Origin of the sequence: Moraxella catarrhalis, assembly GCF_001656295.1 — a bacterium.
GTDB classification, from domain to species: Bacteria; Pseudomonadota; Gammaproteobacteria; order Pseudomonadales; family Moraxellaceae; genus Moraxella; species Moraxella veridica.
Window position 1 is genome coordinate 362,685 of the sequence record NZ_LXHE01000002.1, and the last position, 14,713, is coordinate 377,397.

Below are 14,713 nucleotides of genomic sequence, written 5' to 3' on the forward strand. Positions count from 1 at the left end.
TGAATTTACGGTCTTTGATGACCATTTCAATTACAATTTCAATTATTTCATAAAAAATGATGATTATGCCAACATTTTTACCAAAAAATCCAGTATCTACCGCCAAAAAAGCACTGAACCAAAGTGTGCATGTCTTAGGTCGTATTCAAAAAACTGCCAGTGTTGCAGGCTTGTCAGCACTTAGAATGGCTAAGGGTGATAAAATGGATGCACACCTTTTGCGTGAAGCGTTTGAGCAGATGGGTGTAACTTATATCAAACTTGGACAGTTTATCGCAAGTACACCTTCTATTTTCCCCAAAGAATATGTTTTGGCTTTTCAAGGGTGTTTAGACCAGACAACGCCAGTACGATTTGAGCAAATCCGCCAAGTGTTGATTGATGAACTTGAAACGCCTGAGCGTGGATTGGGCGATATTTTTTCTTATATTGATCCTAAGCCTCTGGCATCTGCCAGTATCGCCCAAGTGCATAAAGCAGTACTTGCTGACGGCAGACAAGTGGCACTAAAAATCCAAAAACCAGGCGTAGATACGATCATGCAAACCGATTTAGGGGTACTGCATAGTGTATTTTGGGTGCTAGAAAAAGCAGTACCGAGCCTAAAAGCGGCAAATCTTGCACCAATTATTGATGAAATGCGTGCCAGAATGTTGGCAGAAACTGACTTTTTGGCGGAGAGTCATCATATTGATAAATTCTTAGCACATCTACATCAAGTGGGCAATACCCAAGTGACCGCACCCAAGGTACATCATAGATTATCCACCAAAAAAGTACTGGTCATGGACTTATTAGTCGGTAAGTCATTGGTGGATGAGTCGCTTGTTTGGGATGGCACAGCAGGCAAAGACAGTAAAAAAATCATGAATGATGTTTTGGATACATGGTTTTTATCCTTGATGATGACGGGTGAGTTTCATGCTGACTTACACGCAGGCAATCTGATGTTGCTTGATGATGGACGGATTGCTTTTTTGGACTTTGGCTTAATGGGGCAAATTCAACCAAGTAGCCTGCAGGCATGTTTTAATCTGGTACAAAGCCTACAAATGAACGATTATCATGGTATGGCACAAGCGATGGTCAATATTGGTATGACACACGCACCTGATAAAATGAATATTGATCATCTGGCAAATGACTTACGGCGGATGCTTGGCAAAATCACGCCTGAGTCCACGCCTGCACCAGCCAATAACGATAGCCTAAATGCCATGATGCTAGAAATGGTCGATATTGGTAAGCGTCATGGCATCCATTTCCCTAGAGATTTTGCATTATTAACCAAGCAGCTTTTATATTTTGACCGCTTTATGGTAACTTTGGCACCAGATATGGAGCTGTTTGAAGGCAATCGCTTGGACTTGGTTAGATTGAATTAAATTAAATTGAATTAATCTGTCTGCGTGCATGTGATTGGGTCAGATTTTAAATTTAATACATTGACTTAAAAATTTGGACATTGATCAAACTTTTTTAGTGATTGATGGGCAGTCTTTGTAAGTGTGTCACTAAAATTTCTGCCAAATGTTGCGCCAAATCCGATCTAAGCGCTACCTTGTCATCGTAGCTGCCATTGAGACTTGAATAGTTAGGATGGCTGCGCGCTTTTTTGATCGGGCTTGGTAATTTATCGCTTTGCCAAGGCAAATTTTGATCGCTGGCGGCAATCTCTGAGAAGCTGGCGTGCCCACGATGTCTTAGGTGGTGGTGTAGATTTTGGGCACGAGCGGCGAGCAATGTGATTGTCGATGCATCAATCATGAGCGTCTGCACGCCCATCGCTTTGTCTTTGATGGTGGTGGAATTGGGCAGCAGTCCGCCAATCACACCGCCGATGGCTGTGCCAAGACCAAGGCTTGCGCCCAAAGTCGCCACATCAATGCCTGCACCGATAATCATTCCCGTAACGCTACCGCCTGCTGTGCGTATCCCATACTGAGCCAATAGTTCGCTATCAAACACGTCTTGGATGCTGCTTGTGATGTCTAGCCGCTCAGAGGTGATGCTTTGATGATAAAATCGATATAAATTTAGTAATTTATCATGTAGAATAGATTCGCCTTGACGCACTGTATTTTGCATCTGCTCCAGTGTTGGTGTAGCATCGGCGTCGCTTGCGATTTTTTGGTGATATGCGGCGACATTAATCAAAAAATCAGCGATCATCTCAGAGCCAGTTTCCATCAGCTCATGCCATGTGTCGCTGCGCTCTTGCTTGAGTCTTTCGATATTTTGATCATGGTTGGATAATAGGCTAAGATTTGACCATAAAGCCATCTCATTTTCAAAGTCAAAAGCAACTGTATCAAAGGCATTGACCACATGTAGTGCACGCCGTGACAGCATCTCGCGCCAAGTCTGCATGTGATGATTGGGATGATTAATGAAGTTAAAAACCGGTAAAATCGGCGTGCCTGATCCAGCCAAGATGGCAAGCTCATCTTTATATTTGCCAAGCACCGGCTCTTTGGCATCAATAATATAAAGCGCAATATCTGCCTCAAGTAAGCTTTTGATGACTTTGGCTTCTTGGCTAAAATCCCCGTCTAGTCGCGCATCATTATTATGAACTGCCTGTAAAAAAGCAGATAGGCGCTCCACACCATCGGCGCGTCCATTGGTATGATCCTGCAAAAAATCCATGACACCTGTGGCATCCTCTAATCCTGGCGTGTCATGTAAAGTGATTAGCGGTACATTGTCTTTGCTTAGTACATCAACAGCACTGACATGGCGCGTGGTCGCTGAAGCGTTTTGCACTTCGCCAAAATAGCTGTCGCGCAGCAAGGTTCTTAGTAGCGATGTCTTACCGACATTGGTATGCCCGATCACAGAGATGGTGGTCAGGCGATTGGATGAAGTGGGCGTCATAAATTTTACCATTCGTGCTGCTGAAGCTCGATGCGCAGCTCTTTACGTTTTTTTGCCATTTCGTAGCGCTGTTTGGCAAGCGGATCATCCAAAACCAAAGGCGGTACAGGCACAGGTTTGCCTTCTTGATCGACAGCCACCATATTAAAATAACAGCTGTTGGTATGACGCGCTGTGCGAGTTTGGATATTTTCCGCTTCTACGCGTATGCCTACTTCCATTGATGTGGTGCCTACATGGTTAATACGCGCCAAAAAAGTTACCAATTCACCAACATAAATCGGTTCTTTAAAAATCACTTGGTCAACAGACAGCGTCACCACATAGCTGCCCGCGTAGCGACTGGCGCAGGCATAAGCAACTTGGTCAAGCAGCTTCAAGATAGTGCCGCCATGCACATTCCCTGAAAAATTCGCCATATCAGGCGTCATCAGTACCGTCATGGTCAAGTCAGTCGGGGCGATATTTAGAGTACAAAATCCACTCATGGCAAATCCTTATGTAATGAATTATAAACAATTCGGTGGCTTAGGCAAACCTGCAATGCGGTTGACATGCCGAGCGACCAAGCCTGTCTTAAACAGCTGTTGTAGCTTTTGATTGCTAATATCAAGGTTTGGCAAGCGTGCCATCAGATGCTTGATTAATGGGCGTGTTGATGGACTGTGGTGATAAGTTTCAAAAAAAGCACGCACCTCACTAATGATCTGATAATGCTCGCTTTCAAGTGTCACTCCGAGCGTATCAGCAAGCCTTTGTGCGATTTTGGGTGTCCAATCGGTATGATCTTTTAGGTGACCGTCGTCATCTAGGCTGGGTAAATGGTTCATAGTGATGATAATTATCTACTGAAAATAAAGTTTTGAGTCATAGTCATCCAATGCCAAACTGCCTGATTGTAATGATAATTGAATGACCTTATCTAAGGCGTCAACTACTTGAAAATCATGATATGCTTTGGGAAGATCATAAAGCGCCAAAGACTGGATCATACCATATAATCGGCTTTTGGGATTATTTAATAAAACTAAAACTTTTTCACCCAGCTCAATCTGAATATCATGATCAAATGTCGCCAAAGTCAGTGTCAAAGCAATCGCTTCATAGCCGATTAATTCGCTGTCGGTATTGATATGAATTAAAAATTTCATCTATTATCCTTAAAATTGTACCACTGACGAGGCATCATCAATCATCATGGCAAGCTCAGACAGTCCAACCAAAGAAAACGGTGGCAACAGATTATCCCCTGTCAGCCCATGTCGAGCGGCATTTTGGGCATCGCAGACACCTCGAGCCAAAGCAGTACTGACACAAACGGGCAGGGCGATGCCATGATCGTTTGCCAATACTTGCCACTGCTTAGCAACACTTGGTACATCAGCGGTCTGCCATATCAGTCGATTGGCGGTATAAGCCCCATCGCCATAAAAAAACACCGAGATTGGATTGCCTAAGTGTAATTGCTTGGCGGCGTATTCAACCGCAAGCTTGCCTGCATGGCTGTGCGGTGATGAGGTAACAAGTAGTAAAGTCATAAATGAAAGCAGCTTTTTAATCAACAAATCATGATAATCGTTTATTATAGCCCAAAAATTGGTGTAAAATAAGCCCAAGTCATTTTTTATTGATACATGGATTTTAAGGCGACTGCATGGCTTCTTTGTATTTTGTGCCCAATCAAACTCAGCTTGACTACTTATCACTGGCAAGCCCATTTGCATCTCAAATTTATCAAAAACACACCGAAGACGCCCAAGTATTTTTGGGAGAATATGGGTTTGGGCGAAGTTTGTCAAGGTCAGATTTTGACGCATTAGTCCGCCGTTTTGTTGGGCTTGGCACGACCAATTACCTTGATTTTACCAATGAAGAGATGGTTATGTCGGGGCTTCGTAAGCTACGCCAAATGCTGATGCTGAAGTGGATTTGGCAAGATGCCTTGTCGGTGATTTCTTTGGAGGAGCTGACGCGTGAGCTGTCAGATTTTGCCGACAGTTGCATCCAGTTTTCAAAGGATTTTGTGTATCACAAGCTGACCAAACGCTATGGCGAGCCTATGATTCACCAAAAAAATAAAACGCTCAAAGATGAACTTGCCATCATCGCCATGGGGAAATTGGGCGCACAAGAGTTGAATTTATCCAGTGATATTGATTTGATTTTTGTGCATATTGATAATGGCGAAACAGACGGCAAAAAAATCATTGATAATCATAAATTCATGCGCGATCTTGGGCGCGGCGTGATTAAGCTTTTGGATGAAAATACCGAACATGGCTTTGTCTTTCGGGTGGATATGCGCCTGCGTCCTTGGGGCGATGGCTCACCACTGGTGATGCACATGGCGGCATTGGATAAATATTTTAGCCAACATGGGCGGACTTGGGAGCGTTTTGCTTGGCTAAAGGCACGCGTGGTCAATGACATTAGCGATGAATTTTCACAACAGCTTAACCAATTATCAAGAAACTTTGTGCATCGCTATTATATTGATTATAGTGCATTTAGCGCGCTGCGCGAAATGAAAGCCATGATCATCAATCAGCAAACTCAAAGGCAGGATTTGGATAATATCAAGCTTGGGGTGGGCGGTATCCGTGACATTGAATTTATTGTTCAAGCGTTTGCCTTGATTTATGGCGGTCACCATATTCGCATTGCTGAAAATCCTGCATGTCTTGACTGTTTGACGGTATTAACTGAGCTTGATTATATTGATAAAGATGAAAGTAAACAACTGGCGGCGGCGTATCGATTCTTGCGCCGATTAGAACATGCCATCCAAGCGCGCCACGACCAACAAACCCAATGCCTGCCAAGCAATCCTGATGAGATGCTTGCCATCGCACAGACCTTGGGCTATGAGTCGGTTAAGGCATTTCGCTCGGTGCTGGATGCACATCGTCATAATGTCAGCAGACCCTTTGGGCGCATGGTGACAGATAGGCAGTCTCCTAAGCAAGAAAGCTTAGACATTATTCAGATTCAGTCGTCATTGGACGATGCGTTGGGGGATAATTCAGCGGTCGTGCTCGATGAGTTTATGAGTTCTCGGTTGGTGACGGGGCTTGATGATGTCGCAAAAGATCGGCTCAATCAAGCCTATCCCATCATCTTGCATGCTTTATTGACACACGCCGAAAAAGATGGCGCAGAGTCAGCAAAAATCGCCTTGCCCAGATTGATTGCGCTCCTAGAAGCCATTTGCCGTAGGTCAATTTATCTGGTGATGCTGAGCGAAAATCCAGATGCAACGGTGCGCCTGATCCCGACTTTATCGGCAAGCCCATGGATCGCCCGAGAGCTTGCGCATTATCCAGTGCTGCTTGATACATTCCTTCAAAAACGTTATTTGCATTTGCCTGATAAAACTGAGCTTACCGATATTCTCAGACAAAGCCTGCTTAGAGTGGAGCTCTTTGATGACGAAGGCTATTTGACCACCATACGATTATTCAAAAAAACTCAAGTTCTGGCAGTGGCGACCGCAGATGTACTGGGTTTGCGCCATACGATGAAAGTATCCGACAGTTTGACCTATATCGCCGAAGTGGTACTTGAATCAGCGCTGTATCGAGCGTTCCATGAGCTGTCCGTCAAGCATGGGTTTCCTTTATTAAATAACGGTGAGCGTGCGCACGTCGCCGATTGTGGCTTTGCGATCACTGGTTATGGCAAACTGGGCGGTCTTGAGATGGGTTATGCGTCGGATCTGGATTTGGTGTTTTTGCACCGCATCGACGAAAAAAGCGAAACCGATGGCGACAAGCCAATCAGTGGCATGAAATTTGCTTCTCGCTTGATCCAAAAACTGATGAATTATCTGGCAACCCAAACCCGTGATGGGCGCGCCTATGAGATCGATACGCGCTTACGCCCCTCGGGCAATGCTGGCGTGCCGGTAATTTCTACCCATGCTTTTGAGCTGTATCAGACAGACAAGGCTTGGGCTTGGGAGCATCAAGCTTTGGTTCGGGCGCGGGGTCTGACAGGCGATGTGTCAGTGCTAAAAGAGTTTGACCGCATTCGTAAGCAAGTCCTGACCACGCCCAGACAAGCGGCACAAGTGCGCCAAGATGTCATTGAAATGCGCCAAAAAATGCAAAATCATTTGGGCACAAAGACGACGAGACGTGAGCATGGAGAAGCCGAGCAATTTAATCTCAAACAAGATTTTGGTGGCTTGATAGATATTGAATTTTTGGCTCAATTTATGGTGCTTGCCTATGCGCACGAGCACCCAAATTTGGCAATTTGGCCAGATAACGTACGCATTTTTGAGGAAGTAGAAAAAACAGGCATTTGGACTGCCGATCGCTGTCAAAAGCTGACGCAAGCGTATTTGGACTTGCGTAAAAAAACCCACGAACTTGCCTTATCTGAACAAAAAAATATCGTCGAAGATAAAGAGTGGCATGAGCTGCGTCAATTTGTGCGAGAGGTTTGGGAAGATGTCTTAGGCTAATCAATAAAATAGCGGTTAATCCACAAAATTTATGATGAAATTTATGATCAAAAGTGTGTTTTGACATAATAAAAAGCAATCAATTTGACCAAGAAAACCATTTTATTATTTTTATGGCATCTGTTATAATCGCTTGAGATATGAAATGGTAATAATTTTAACAACCGATATGGAGTAATTTATGAGCATGGCAACCCAAGAAGGCAAAATGTGGCTAGATGGTGCCTTGGTAGAGCAGCCAGATGCTAAGGTACATGTGCTGACTCACAGCTTGCATTATGGCTTGGCGGTGTTTGAAGGGGTGCGTGCGTATCAGACGCCAGATGGGCGTACAGCTATTTTCCGTTTACAAGATCATACAGAGCGTCTATTAAACTCTGCCAAAATTTTTCAATTAGATTGTACTTATGGCTTTGATGAGCTTGTCCAAGCTCAAAAAGATGTTGTGCGTCTGAATAATTTGGCATCAGCATACATTCGCCCATTGATTTGGGTGGGTTCTGAAAAGCTTGGTATCGCCGCCAAAGATAATACCATTCATGCTGCGATTGCTGCATGGCATTGGGGGGCTTATTTGGGCGAAGAAGGTATTAAAAAAGGTATCCGTGTTAAAACCTCAAGCTATACCCATCATCACCCAAATGTCACCATGTGTAAGGCAAAAGCTGCCAGTAATTATCCTGTCTCAATCCTAGCCAACCAAGAGGTGACTCGTAATGGCTACGATGAAGCCATCTTAATGGATCCACAAGGTTTTGTCTGTCAAGGCTCTGGTGAGAACCTATTTTTGGTCAAAAATGGCGAGTTGCATACCCCTGACTTGTCAGGCGGTGCACTTGATGGCATTACACGCCGCACGATTATTGAATTTGCCAAAGATTTGGGCATTAAGGTCATTGAGCGTCGTATTACTCGTGATGAGTTTTATTTGGCAGATGAGGTGTTTATGACTGGTACAGCGGCTGAAGTGACGCCGATTCGTGAATATGATGATCGCATGATAGGCAATGGCGGTCGTGGTGAATTGACCGAACAACTACAGACTTTGTATTTTGATGTTGTTCAAGGTCGTAGCGATAAGTATCAGCATTGGTTAAGCTATATCGATGAATAATCAGCCATTGCAATCATATCAATCATCTTGAGATTGGTCTTGATAGATTTCTTAATAGTATTCTTAACAGTTAAAAGGCGCTTTGGGCAACTTAAGCGCTTTTTAACTTTAATCAAAGTTAAAATACAAAGGTTAAAATATAAACAGGTTGATGATGACTCAAAGTGATTTTAATGAAGTGCTATTACCTAAGCCTGACTATCCTGAAGCATGGGAATGCTGTGGCAGCGAGTGCGGAGAGTACTGTGTTTATGAGATTTATCAGCGTGATAAGATAGACTATGATGCACAGCAAAAACGCCTTAAGGAATTTTTAGACCAAAAAAACAGCTGAATGATTCGCTGTTTTTTATTTCATCGTGATGGATTAATCCAATAAAAAACCCTGCCAATCGGCAAGGTTTTTTAAAAAATGGTGGGGACGGAGAGACTCGAACTCTCACACCTTGCGGCGCTGGAACCTAAATCCAGTGCGTCTACCAATTTCGCCACGTCCCCAAATTTGGTTATAAGCATTACTATTTTGTGCGTGCTATTATAGCGGATTTTTATCATTTGACAAGCATTTTATGCAAATTTTATTTTTTCAGGGATTTGACATATTGTTATGATTGATTTTGACAAGTCATCGTGGTATTGCTGGTATTGATGATGGATCTGACATATTCGTCGATTGATTGGTACGGAATTTAGCGGTATAATTATTCTTGAGTCAATGGCAAATCCTGTCGCTCGGTAGTGATGTTCTCTGGGCGATTTTTTTGACAATTATTTTTAACACAATCTAAAGAATTATTTTTAATACAATCTAAATAATTATTTTTAATATAATATAAAGGCAGTTATGCGACATTTTTTATTTGATATCATTTTCACTTTTGTCTGTTTGGTGATTGCAGCATGGTGGGGGTATAGCCATGGTGGCATCTCTGAGATGTTTTTAGCACTGGGTATTACAGCAATTTTGGCAATCATGGAGATTTCATTATCATTTGATAATGCCGTGGTGAATGCCTCTATTTTAAAGGGTTGGAATGATTTTTGGAAAAAGATTTTTTTGACCGTCGGTATTTTGATCGCAGTTTTTGGGATGCGATTGATATTTCCAATCGCCATCGTCGCAGTAACTGCCAATTTGGGTATGGGCGAGGTGATTCATCTGGCACTGAATAATCCAGTCCAGTATGCCGAGCATCTTAATGCACATCATGCCGAAATCTCAGCATTTGGGGGGATGTTTTTATTACTGGTGTTCTTAAATTTCATGTTTGGCGATAAGGATGTACATTGGTTTAAGTGGCTAGAGTCTCGCTTGGTCAAGTTTAGTAAAGTGGACGCCATGAGTGTGTTTGTTGCGCTGGTTGTTTTGATGATCTCTATGAGCTGGGTAGAAGAAGCAAAGCAAGGCGTTGTCATGGTTGCAGGCATTTGGGGGATTTTGGTCTATTTGGGCGTGAGTGTACTATCGGCTCTCCTAGAGGGTGATAGTGACGATGAGGAAGCCGTATATGACGCAAACGGTCATAAGATAACAAATACCGCTGGCGTGTCGTCCACAATCCTAAAGGGTGGCATTGCAGGCTTTTTATATCTTGAAGTGCTTGATGCATCTTTTAGTTTTGATGGCGTCATTGGTGCTTTTGCCATCACGAATGATGTGATTGTGATTATGATTGGTTTGGCGATCGGTGCGATGTTTGTACGCTCTATGACGATTTATTTGGTAGATAAAGGGACTTTGAGTGACTTTATTTATTTGGAGCACGGCGCACATTATGCCATTGGGGCGCTCGCTATCATCATGTTGCTATCGACACGCTTCCATGTGCCTGAGATTATCACTGGATTGATTGGCGTGGCATTTATTGTGTTGTCAGTATTTAATTCGATTCAATACAATAAAAGACATGCCAATGATTAATAAAAAAGCCAGTATCTTACTGGCTTTTTTATTAAATTAATAATTAAACAGCATCTTCTTGGTTTTCGGGCATCGCAGCAATAAAGGCAGGCTGAGTGTTGGCATATTCATAAATCCGCCGAAGTGTCGGATAGGCGCTCAGATCCACATTAAAGCGAATGGCGTTGTACATTTGAGGAATTAAAAAACAATCAGCGAAGGTCGGCGTATCGCCAAAGCAATATCGGCCTGCTGTTTGGCTTAATATTGTCTCTAAGGCATCAAAGCCAAGCTGTATCCAATGTGCGTACCAATCATCAACGGCAGCAGCACCCAAGTGAAGTGTGTTTTTTAGATAATTGAGTACTCTTAAATTATTCAGCGGATGAATATCACAAGCGATGTGCTGCACGACGCTTAAAACCTGAGCTTTTTTGGCAGGATCGCTGGGCAATAGGGCGGGTGTGGGATATTTATCCTCAAGAAGTAGCATGATGGCAAGAGACTGGCTATAGCTCCCAGAATCATCCTCCCAAGTAGGAATTAGTCCTTGAGCATTGATTTGTTGATAGTCTTCTGCGGTCTGCTGCCCCTGTCTTAGATTAACAAACGCCTTTTGATACTCCAGACCTTTGAGTGCCAAAAAAATGCGTACCCGATAAGCAGCCGAGCTGCGAAAATAAGTGTGCAAAGTCGCCAAATTCCAAATCCTTTTTTAGGTTGTTCATTAATTGTGATAAACTTATCCATCTGGATTTTTATTATTGCTGATATTGATGAATTTATCAATATAAATCAACCAAGCCTGACATTCTCCATTTAAAATTGGATGTCAATTTGGGTTATTGTGGCTGGTACAAATCCACCACACGACCAACAATGATGATGGCAGGCGCGCTGATACCAGATTTATCTTTTTTATCAATAATATCTGTCAGTGTGCCCGTCAATACTTGTTGGGTGGGCAAGCTGGCATTTGAGATGATGGCGATGGGCAAATCGCTTGGTAGACCAGAGCCAATCAAAGAATCGACAATTTTATTAAGCGCGTGTAAACCCATATAAAAAACCAACGTTTCATCAGTTTGATAAGCGCTTATTAGACCATCAAAGGCTTCGTTGGTCTGATAACAGCCGGTCAAAAATCGTACAGAAGTTGCGACACCGCGATGTGTCAGCGGTATGCCCGAATAACTACCCGCCGCCAAAGCAGCTGTAATCCCGCTGACAATTTGATAGGGAATATTGGCAGCTTGGCAAGCAAGCATCTCTTCGCCGCCGCGCCCAAAGACAAACGGATCGCCACCTTTTAGGCGCAACACGCGATGACCTTTTTTGGCATAATCAACCAATAATTGATTGATTTCATCTTGGGTTTTGGCGTGGTCTTTTCTTTTTTTGCCCACAAAGATTTTTTGGCTATCACGGCGGCACAGCTCCAAAATCTCATTCGACACCAATGCATCATACAGTACGATGTCTGCCTGTTGCATGAGTCTTAGCGCCTTAAAAGTCAGTAAATCTGGATCGCCTGCACCTGCGCCGACGATATAGACTTCACCTGAGTGATTATTGGCATTTTTAAATTGATTAAGCTCATCACTGAGCGAGTTGATTTTTTCATCTTTTAAGACACGCTTAAAAATTGACTCCCAAAAATATCGCCGCTCGGTGATGGTGGGGAGAGTGTTTTTGACAGTTTGGCGAAACTCGCCCGCCTTGTGTGCAAGCTCTCCTAAGCGACTGGGTAATGACGATTCAATTTTGGCTCTAATCAAGCGAGCAAGCACAGGCGCTTTACCGTTGCTAGATACGCCGATCATGATCGGGCTTCGATCGACAATGGCAGGGAAAATATAATCGCACAGATCAGGCGTATCGACGATATTCACTGGCACGCCGTGCGCTTTTGACGCATGATAAATGCTTAGATTGGTCTCATGATCATCAGTTGCACCGATGACTAACGCAGGCTTATACTCGTTAAGATCGGTTGGCTCAAAGGATTTTTGATGAGCTTGATGATGATTGGACTGTAAAAAATTTAAAAACTCGTCATCAAAATGCTTAGCAATGACCATAAGTCGCGCTTCAGCTTTTGCCATTAAGAGTGCTTTTCGGTGGGCGATATCACCCCCACCGATAATCAGCACAGTTTTATTGTTTAAGTTAAAAAATAATGGCAAAGTCTTCATAACGCTCACTTTATTATTTTAATATTATCTAAACAATGGCAAACGATTAACCGATTCGCCATCATAACCTGTCGCCAGATCCTGTAAGGTTTTAGTCAGCGTCTCAACATTTGCTTCGTTCACCAAAAAAGCCGTTGCACCAGATTTGATAAAGTAATTGGCTTGATCAAGAGCGAACTCACCGCCTACAATGATCTCACCTTGAAAGCCTTGGTGTCTGGCATGGCGAATCAAGCTAAAGACGCGACCGTCCATGAAGTTGGCAACCACAAAAACAAGGCGCTCTTGATCAGCGATGGCGGCTTCGATATCATCAGGTGTAGCGTCAGCCGTGAGCGCTTGGCTTAGATCAAGCTCAGCGGGCTCTGAGTTGGCATGTCGATCAACTTTGATTGTACTCATTATTTATCCTTAACACATAACCTATCTGTTATAATATTTTATAAATTTGATTAGCTAATTAGCTAATTAGCTAAATACGGCTGCTTTGAAGGGTGCTATGCCAAGTCTTTCAACAGCTTGAGCAAAGCTTTCGATATGCTCGTCACTTTCAATGCGCTCATTTTTATAGACATCAACAATGGTGGCGATGGTTTGGGCAACTTCGTCAGCGGCTACAGCGCGCCCTAGGATTTGACCCAATTTGGCATTCTCGCCTGAATTGCCGCCTAGGCTGATTTGATACCAGTGCTCGCCTTTTTTATCAACGCCTAGAATGCCGATATCACCCACATGGTGGTGAGCGCAAGCATTCATACAGCCTGACATATTCAAGCGGATATCACCTAAGTCATACAGATAATCTAAGTCATCGAACTGTTTTTCGATGGATTCTGCAATATTGTGCGTGGTGGCATTAGCAAGCGCACAATAATCAAAACCAGGGCAGACGATCATGTCGGTCAAAGTGCCGATATTGGCGCGCGCAAGGTTAAGCGCGCTTAATTTTTGCCAAAGTGCGTATAGGTCGGTGACTTTGACATCGCCGAGCACTAAGTTTTGTTGGTGTGTGGCGCGAATTTCACCCAAGCTGTATTCATCTGCCAAATCCGCCAGCGCAAACATTTGCGTATCGGTGATGTCGCCTGCAGGCACATACACACCATCAACAACGCCAGCCTTTAATGAGATGACAACGGCTTTATAGCCATTGATTTTATGGGCGACGGTATTGTGCTCATACCAATCACGAAAAGCCTTGTCAGCTAAGAACTCATCTAGCTTTGCTTGCGCTGCCAAGCCATCAATTTGCTCATAAGCAGGCGTGGTAAAATAGCTTTCGGCTTTGGCGAAGTGCGCATCAGTTAATGTCAAGTCGCCATCTTTTAAAGATTGCCATTCATCATTGACTTTTTGGGCGAAGACATCTTTACCCAAGCTTTCCACCAAAATCTTGATGCGAGCTTTATATTTATTATCGCGGCGACCTTCCAAGTTATAAACACGCAAAATGGCATCAAGATAGCTAAGTAAATGCCTGCGCGGTAAAAATTCATTGATCAGCTTACCGATGATCGGTGTGCGACCTAAGCCGCCGCCGACAATGACCTCAAAACCGATTTCACCGTCACGCTCCACCAAGTGCAGACCGATGTCATGCACTTGTGTGGCTGCGCGGTCGGTTTTTGTACCGATGACGGCAATTTTAAATTTGCGTGGTAAAAAGGCAAATTCAGGATGAAAAGTACTCCACTGACGGATGATCTCGCAATAAGGGCGCGGATCGGCAATCTCATCAGCATGAATGCCAGAATAAGGATCGGTGGTGGTGTTACGAATACAGTTGCCTGAAGTTTGGATGGCGTGCATTTGATTGGCAGCCAATTTGGCTAGAATATCAGGCACTTCTTCAAGTTTCACCCAATTTAGTTGTAAATTGGTGCGTGTGGTAAAATGCCCATAACCTTTATCATAATCACGCGCAATCTCTGCCAAAGTACGCAGCTGATGACTGCTCATTAAGCCATAAGGAATCGCAATACGCAGCATTGGCGCATGACGCTGAATATAAAGACCATTTTGCAGACGCAAAGGTAAAAATTGCTCTTCAGGCAGCTCACCTGATAAAAAGCGTTCAGTTTGGCTGCGAAATTGTGACACCCGCTCATCGACGAGCTTTTGGTCGGCATAGCTGTATTGGTACATTCACATATCCTATT

At 43.5% G+C, this 14,713-nt stretch carries 14 protein-coding genes and 1 tRNA gene; 5 read left to right on the forward strand and 10 right to left on the reverse strand.

The annotated features are described in order from the left end of the window. Nucleotides 1-59: 59 nt before the first annotated feature. On the forward strand, nt 60-1,385 hold the full coding sequence (locus tag AO382_RS01690) for an ABC1 kinase family protein (RefSeq protein WP_064617909.1): 1,326 nt from the start codon (nt 60-62) through the stop codon (nt 1,383-1,385). Nucleotides 1,386-1,479: 94 nt separating this feature from the next. Here AO382_RS01690 and AO382_RS01695 read toward each other — a convergent pair whose 3' ends face one another. The 5 genes from AO382_RS01695 to tusD are packed head-to-tail and all read right to left on the reverse strand — an operon-like array spanning nt 1,480 to nt 4,415. Further along, nucleotides 1,480-2,877, reverse strand: a complete 1,398-nt coding sequence (locus tag AO382_RS01695) for a DUF3482 domain-containing protein (RefSeq protein ID WP_064617910.1) — start codon at nt 2,875-2,877, stop codon at nt 1,480-1,482. A gap of 5 nt (nt 2,878-2,882) precedes the next feature. Next, entirely contained in the window at nt 2,883-3,365 is a 483-nt protein-coding gene (locus AO382_RS01700) for an acyl-CoA thioesterase (RefSeq protein WP_049235811.1), read from the reverse strand. 21 nt (nt 3,366-3,386) lie between these two features. Next, nucleotides 3,387-3,707: a TusE/DsrC/DsvC family sulfur relay protein gene (locus AO382_RS01705; RefSeq protein WP_064617618.1), complete on the reverse strand. Its 321-nt coding sequence runs from the start codon at nt 3,705-3,707 to the stop codon at nt 3,387-3,389. A gap of 15 nt (nt 3,708-3,722) precedes the next feature. Beyond that, on the reverse strand, nt 3,723-4,028 hold the full coding sequence (locus AO382_RS01710) for a hypothetical protein (protein WP_064617620.1): 306 nt from the start codon (nt 4,026-4,028) through the stop codon (nt 3,723-3,725). Nucleotides 4,029-4,037: 9 nt separating this feature from the next. Next, on the reverse strand, nt 4,038-4,415 hold the full coding sequence (tusD, locus tag AO382_RS01715) for a sulfurtransferase complex subunit TusD (protein ID WP_064617912.1): 378 nt from the start codon (nt 4,413-4,415) through the stop codon (nt 4,038-4,040). A 116-nt stretch (nt 4,416-4,531) separates the two neighbouring features. Here tusD and glnE point away from each other — a divergent pair, with 116 nt between their 5' ends. The 3 genes from glnE to AO382_RS01730 all read left to right on the forward strand — a co-directional run bounded on the left by glnE (nt 4,532) and on the right by AO382_RS01730 (nt 8,793). Then, a complete protein-coding gene (gene glnE / locus AO382_RS01720; protein WP_064617622.1) occupies nt 4,532-7,345 on the forward strand; it encodes a bifunctional [glutamate--ammonia ligase]-adenylyl-L-tyrosine phosphorylase/[glutamate--ammonia-ligase] adenylyltransferase in 2,814 nt (937 codons plus the stop codon). Nucleotides 7,346-7,526: 181 nt separating this feature from the next. Continuing rightward, a complete protein-coding gene (locus AO382_RS01725) occupies nt 7,527-8,459 on the forward strand; it encodes a branched-chain amino acid transaminase (RefSeq protein WP_064603489.1) in 933 nt (310 codons plus the stop codon). A 151-nt stretch (nt 8,460-8,610) separates the two neighbouring features. After that, nucleotides 8,611-8,793 (forward strand): oxidoreductase-like domain-containing protein, encoded by a 183-nt coding sequence (locus tag AO382_RS01730; protein ID WP_064611457.1) that lies wholly within the window; start codon nt 8,611-8,613, stop codon nt 8,791-8,793. 79 nt (nt 8,794-8,872) lie between these two features. On the opposite strand, the gene AO382_RS01735 is transcribed toward AO382_RS01730, so the two are convergent. Continuing rightward, nucleotides 8,873-8,957 (reverse strand) — tRNA-Leu (locus AO382_RS01735). A gap of 346 nt (nt 8,958-9,303) precedes the next feature. Here AO382_RS01735 and AO382_RS01740 point away from each other — a divergent pair. Then, nucleotides 9,304-10,380 (forward strand): DUF475 domain-containing protein, encoded by a 1,077-nt coding sequence (locus tag AO382_RS01740; RefSeq protein WP_064617624.1) that lies wholly within the window; start codon nt 9,304-9,306, stop codon nt 10,378-10,380. Between the two features lie 43 nt (nt 10,381-10,423). On the opposite strand, the gene maiA is transcribed toward AO382_RS01740, so the two are convergent. The 4 genes from maiA to AO382_RS01760 all read right to left on the reverse strand — a co-directional run bounded on the left by maiA (nt 10,424) and on the right by AO382_RS01760 (nt 14,699). Beyond that, on the reverse strand, nt 10,424-11,059 hold the full coding sequence (gene maiA, locus AO382_RS01745) for a maleylacetoacetate isomerase (protein ID WP_064617626.1): 636 nt from the start codon (nt 11,057-11,059) through the stop codon (nt 10,424-10,426). A gap of 142 nt (nt 11,060-11,201) precedes the next feature. Next, on the reverse strand, nt 11,202-12,554 hold the full coding sequence (gene cysG, locus AO382_RS01750) for a siroheme synthase CysG (protein ID WP_064617628.1): 1,353 nt from the start codon (nt 12,552-12,554) through the stop codon (nt 11,202-11,204). Between the two features lie 24 nt (nt 12,555-12,578). After that, complete coding sequence (locus AO382_RS01755) at nt 12,579-12,956, reverse strand: DUF934 domain-containing protein (RefSeq protein ID WP_064617630.1); 378 nt, start codon at nt 12,954-12,956, stop codon at nt 12,579-12,581. Nucleotides 12,957-13,022: 66 nt separating this feature from the next. After that, a complete protein-coding gene (locus AO382_RS01760; protein WP_064617632.1) occupies nt 13,023-14,699 on the reverse strand; it encodes a nitrite/sulfite reductase in 1,677 nt (558 codons plus the stop codon). Between the last annotated feature and the right edge of the window lie 14 nt (nt 14,700-14,713).

Excerpts from the sequence above, each read along its gene's own strand:
- AO382_RS01725 (WP_064603489.1), top strand. The coding sequence starts at position 7,527 with ATGAGCATGGCAACCCAAGAAGGCAAAATGTGGCTAGATGGTGCCTTG.
- AO382_RS01710 (WP_064617620.1), bottom strand. The coding sequence starts at position 4,028 with ATGAAATTTTTAATTCATATCAATACCGACAGCGAATTAATCGGCTAT.
- AO382_RS01695 (WP_064617910.1), bottom strand. The coding sequence starts at position 2,877 with ATGACGCCCACTTCATCCAATCGCCTGACCACCATCTCTGTGATCGGG.
- AO382_RS01705 (WP_064617618.1), bottom strand. The coding sequence starts at position 3,707 with ATGAACCATTTACCCAGCCTAGATGACGACGGTCACCTAAAAGATCAT.
- AO382_RS01700 (WP_049235811.1), bottom strand. The coding sequence starts at position 3,365 with ATGAGTGGATTTTGTACTCTAAATATCGCCCCGACTGACTTGACCATG.
- AO382_RS01740 (WP_064617624.1), top strand. The coding sequence starts at position 9,304 with ATGCGACATTTTTTATTTGATATCATTTTCACTTTTGTCTGTTTGGTG.
- AO382_RS01690 (WP_064617909.1), top strand. The coding sequence starts at position 60 with ATGATTATGCCAACATTTTTACCAAAAAATCCAGTATCTACCGCCAAA.
- AO382_RS01730 (WP_064611457.1), top strand. The coding sequence starts at position 8,611 with ATGATGACTCAAAGTGATTTTAATGAAGTGCTATTACCTAAGCCTGAC.
- AO382_RS01755 (WP_064617630.1), bottom strand. The coding sequence starts at position 12,956 with ATGAGTACAATCAAAGTTGATCGACATGCCAACTCAGAGCCCGCTGAG.
- tusD (WP_064617912.1), bottom strand. The coding sequence starts at position 4,415 with ATGACTTTACTACTTGTTACCTCATCACCGCACAGCCATGCAGGCAAG.
- AO382_RS01760 (WP_064617632.1), bottom strand. The coding sequence starts at position 14,699 with ATGTACCAATACAGCTATGCCGACCAAAAGCTCGTCGATGAGCGGGTG.
- cysG (WP_064617628.1), bottom strand. The coding sequence starts at position 12,554 with ATGAAGACTTTGCCATTATTTTTTAACTTAAACAATAAAACTGTGCTG.
- glnE (WP_064617622.1), top strand. The coding sequence starts at position 4,532 with ATGGCTTCTTTGTATTTTGTGCCCAATCAAACTCAGCTTGACTACTTA.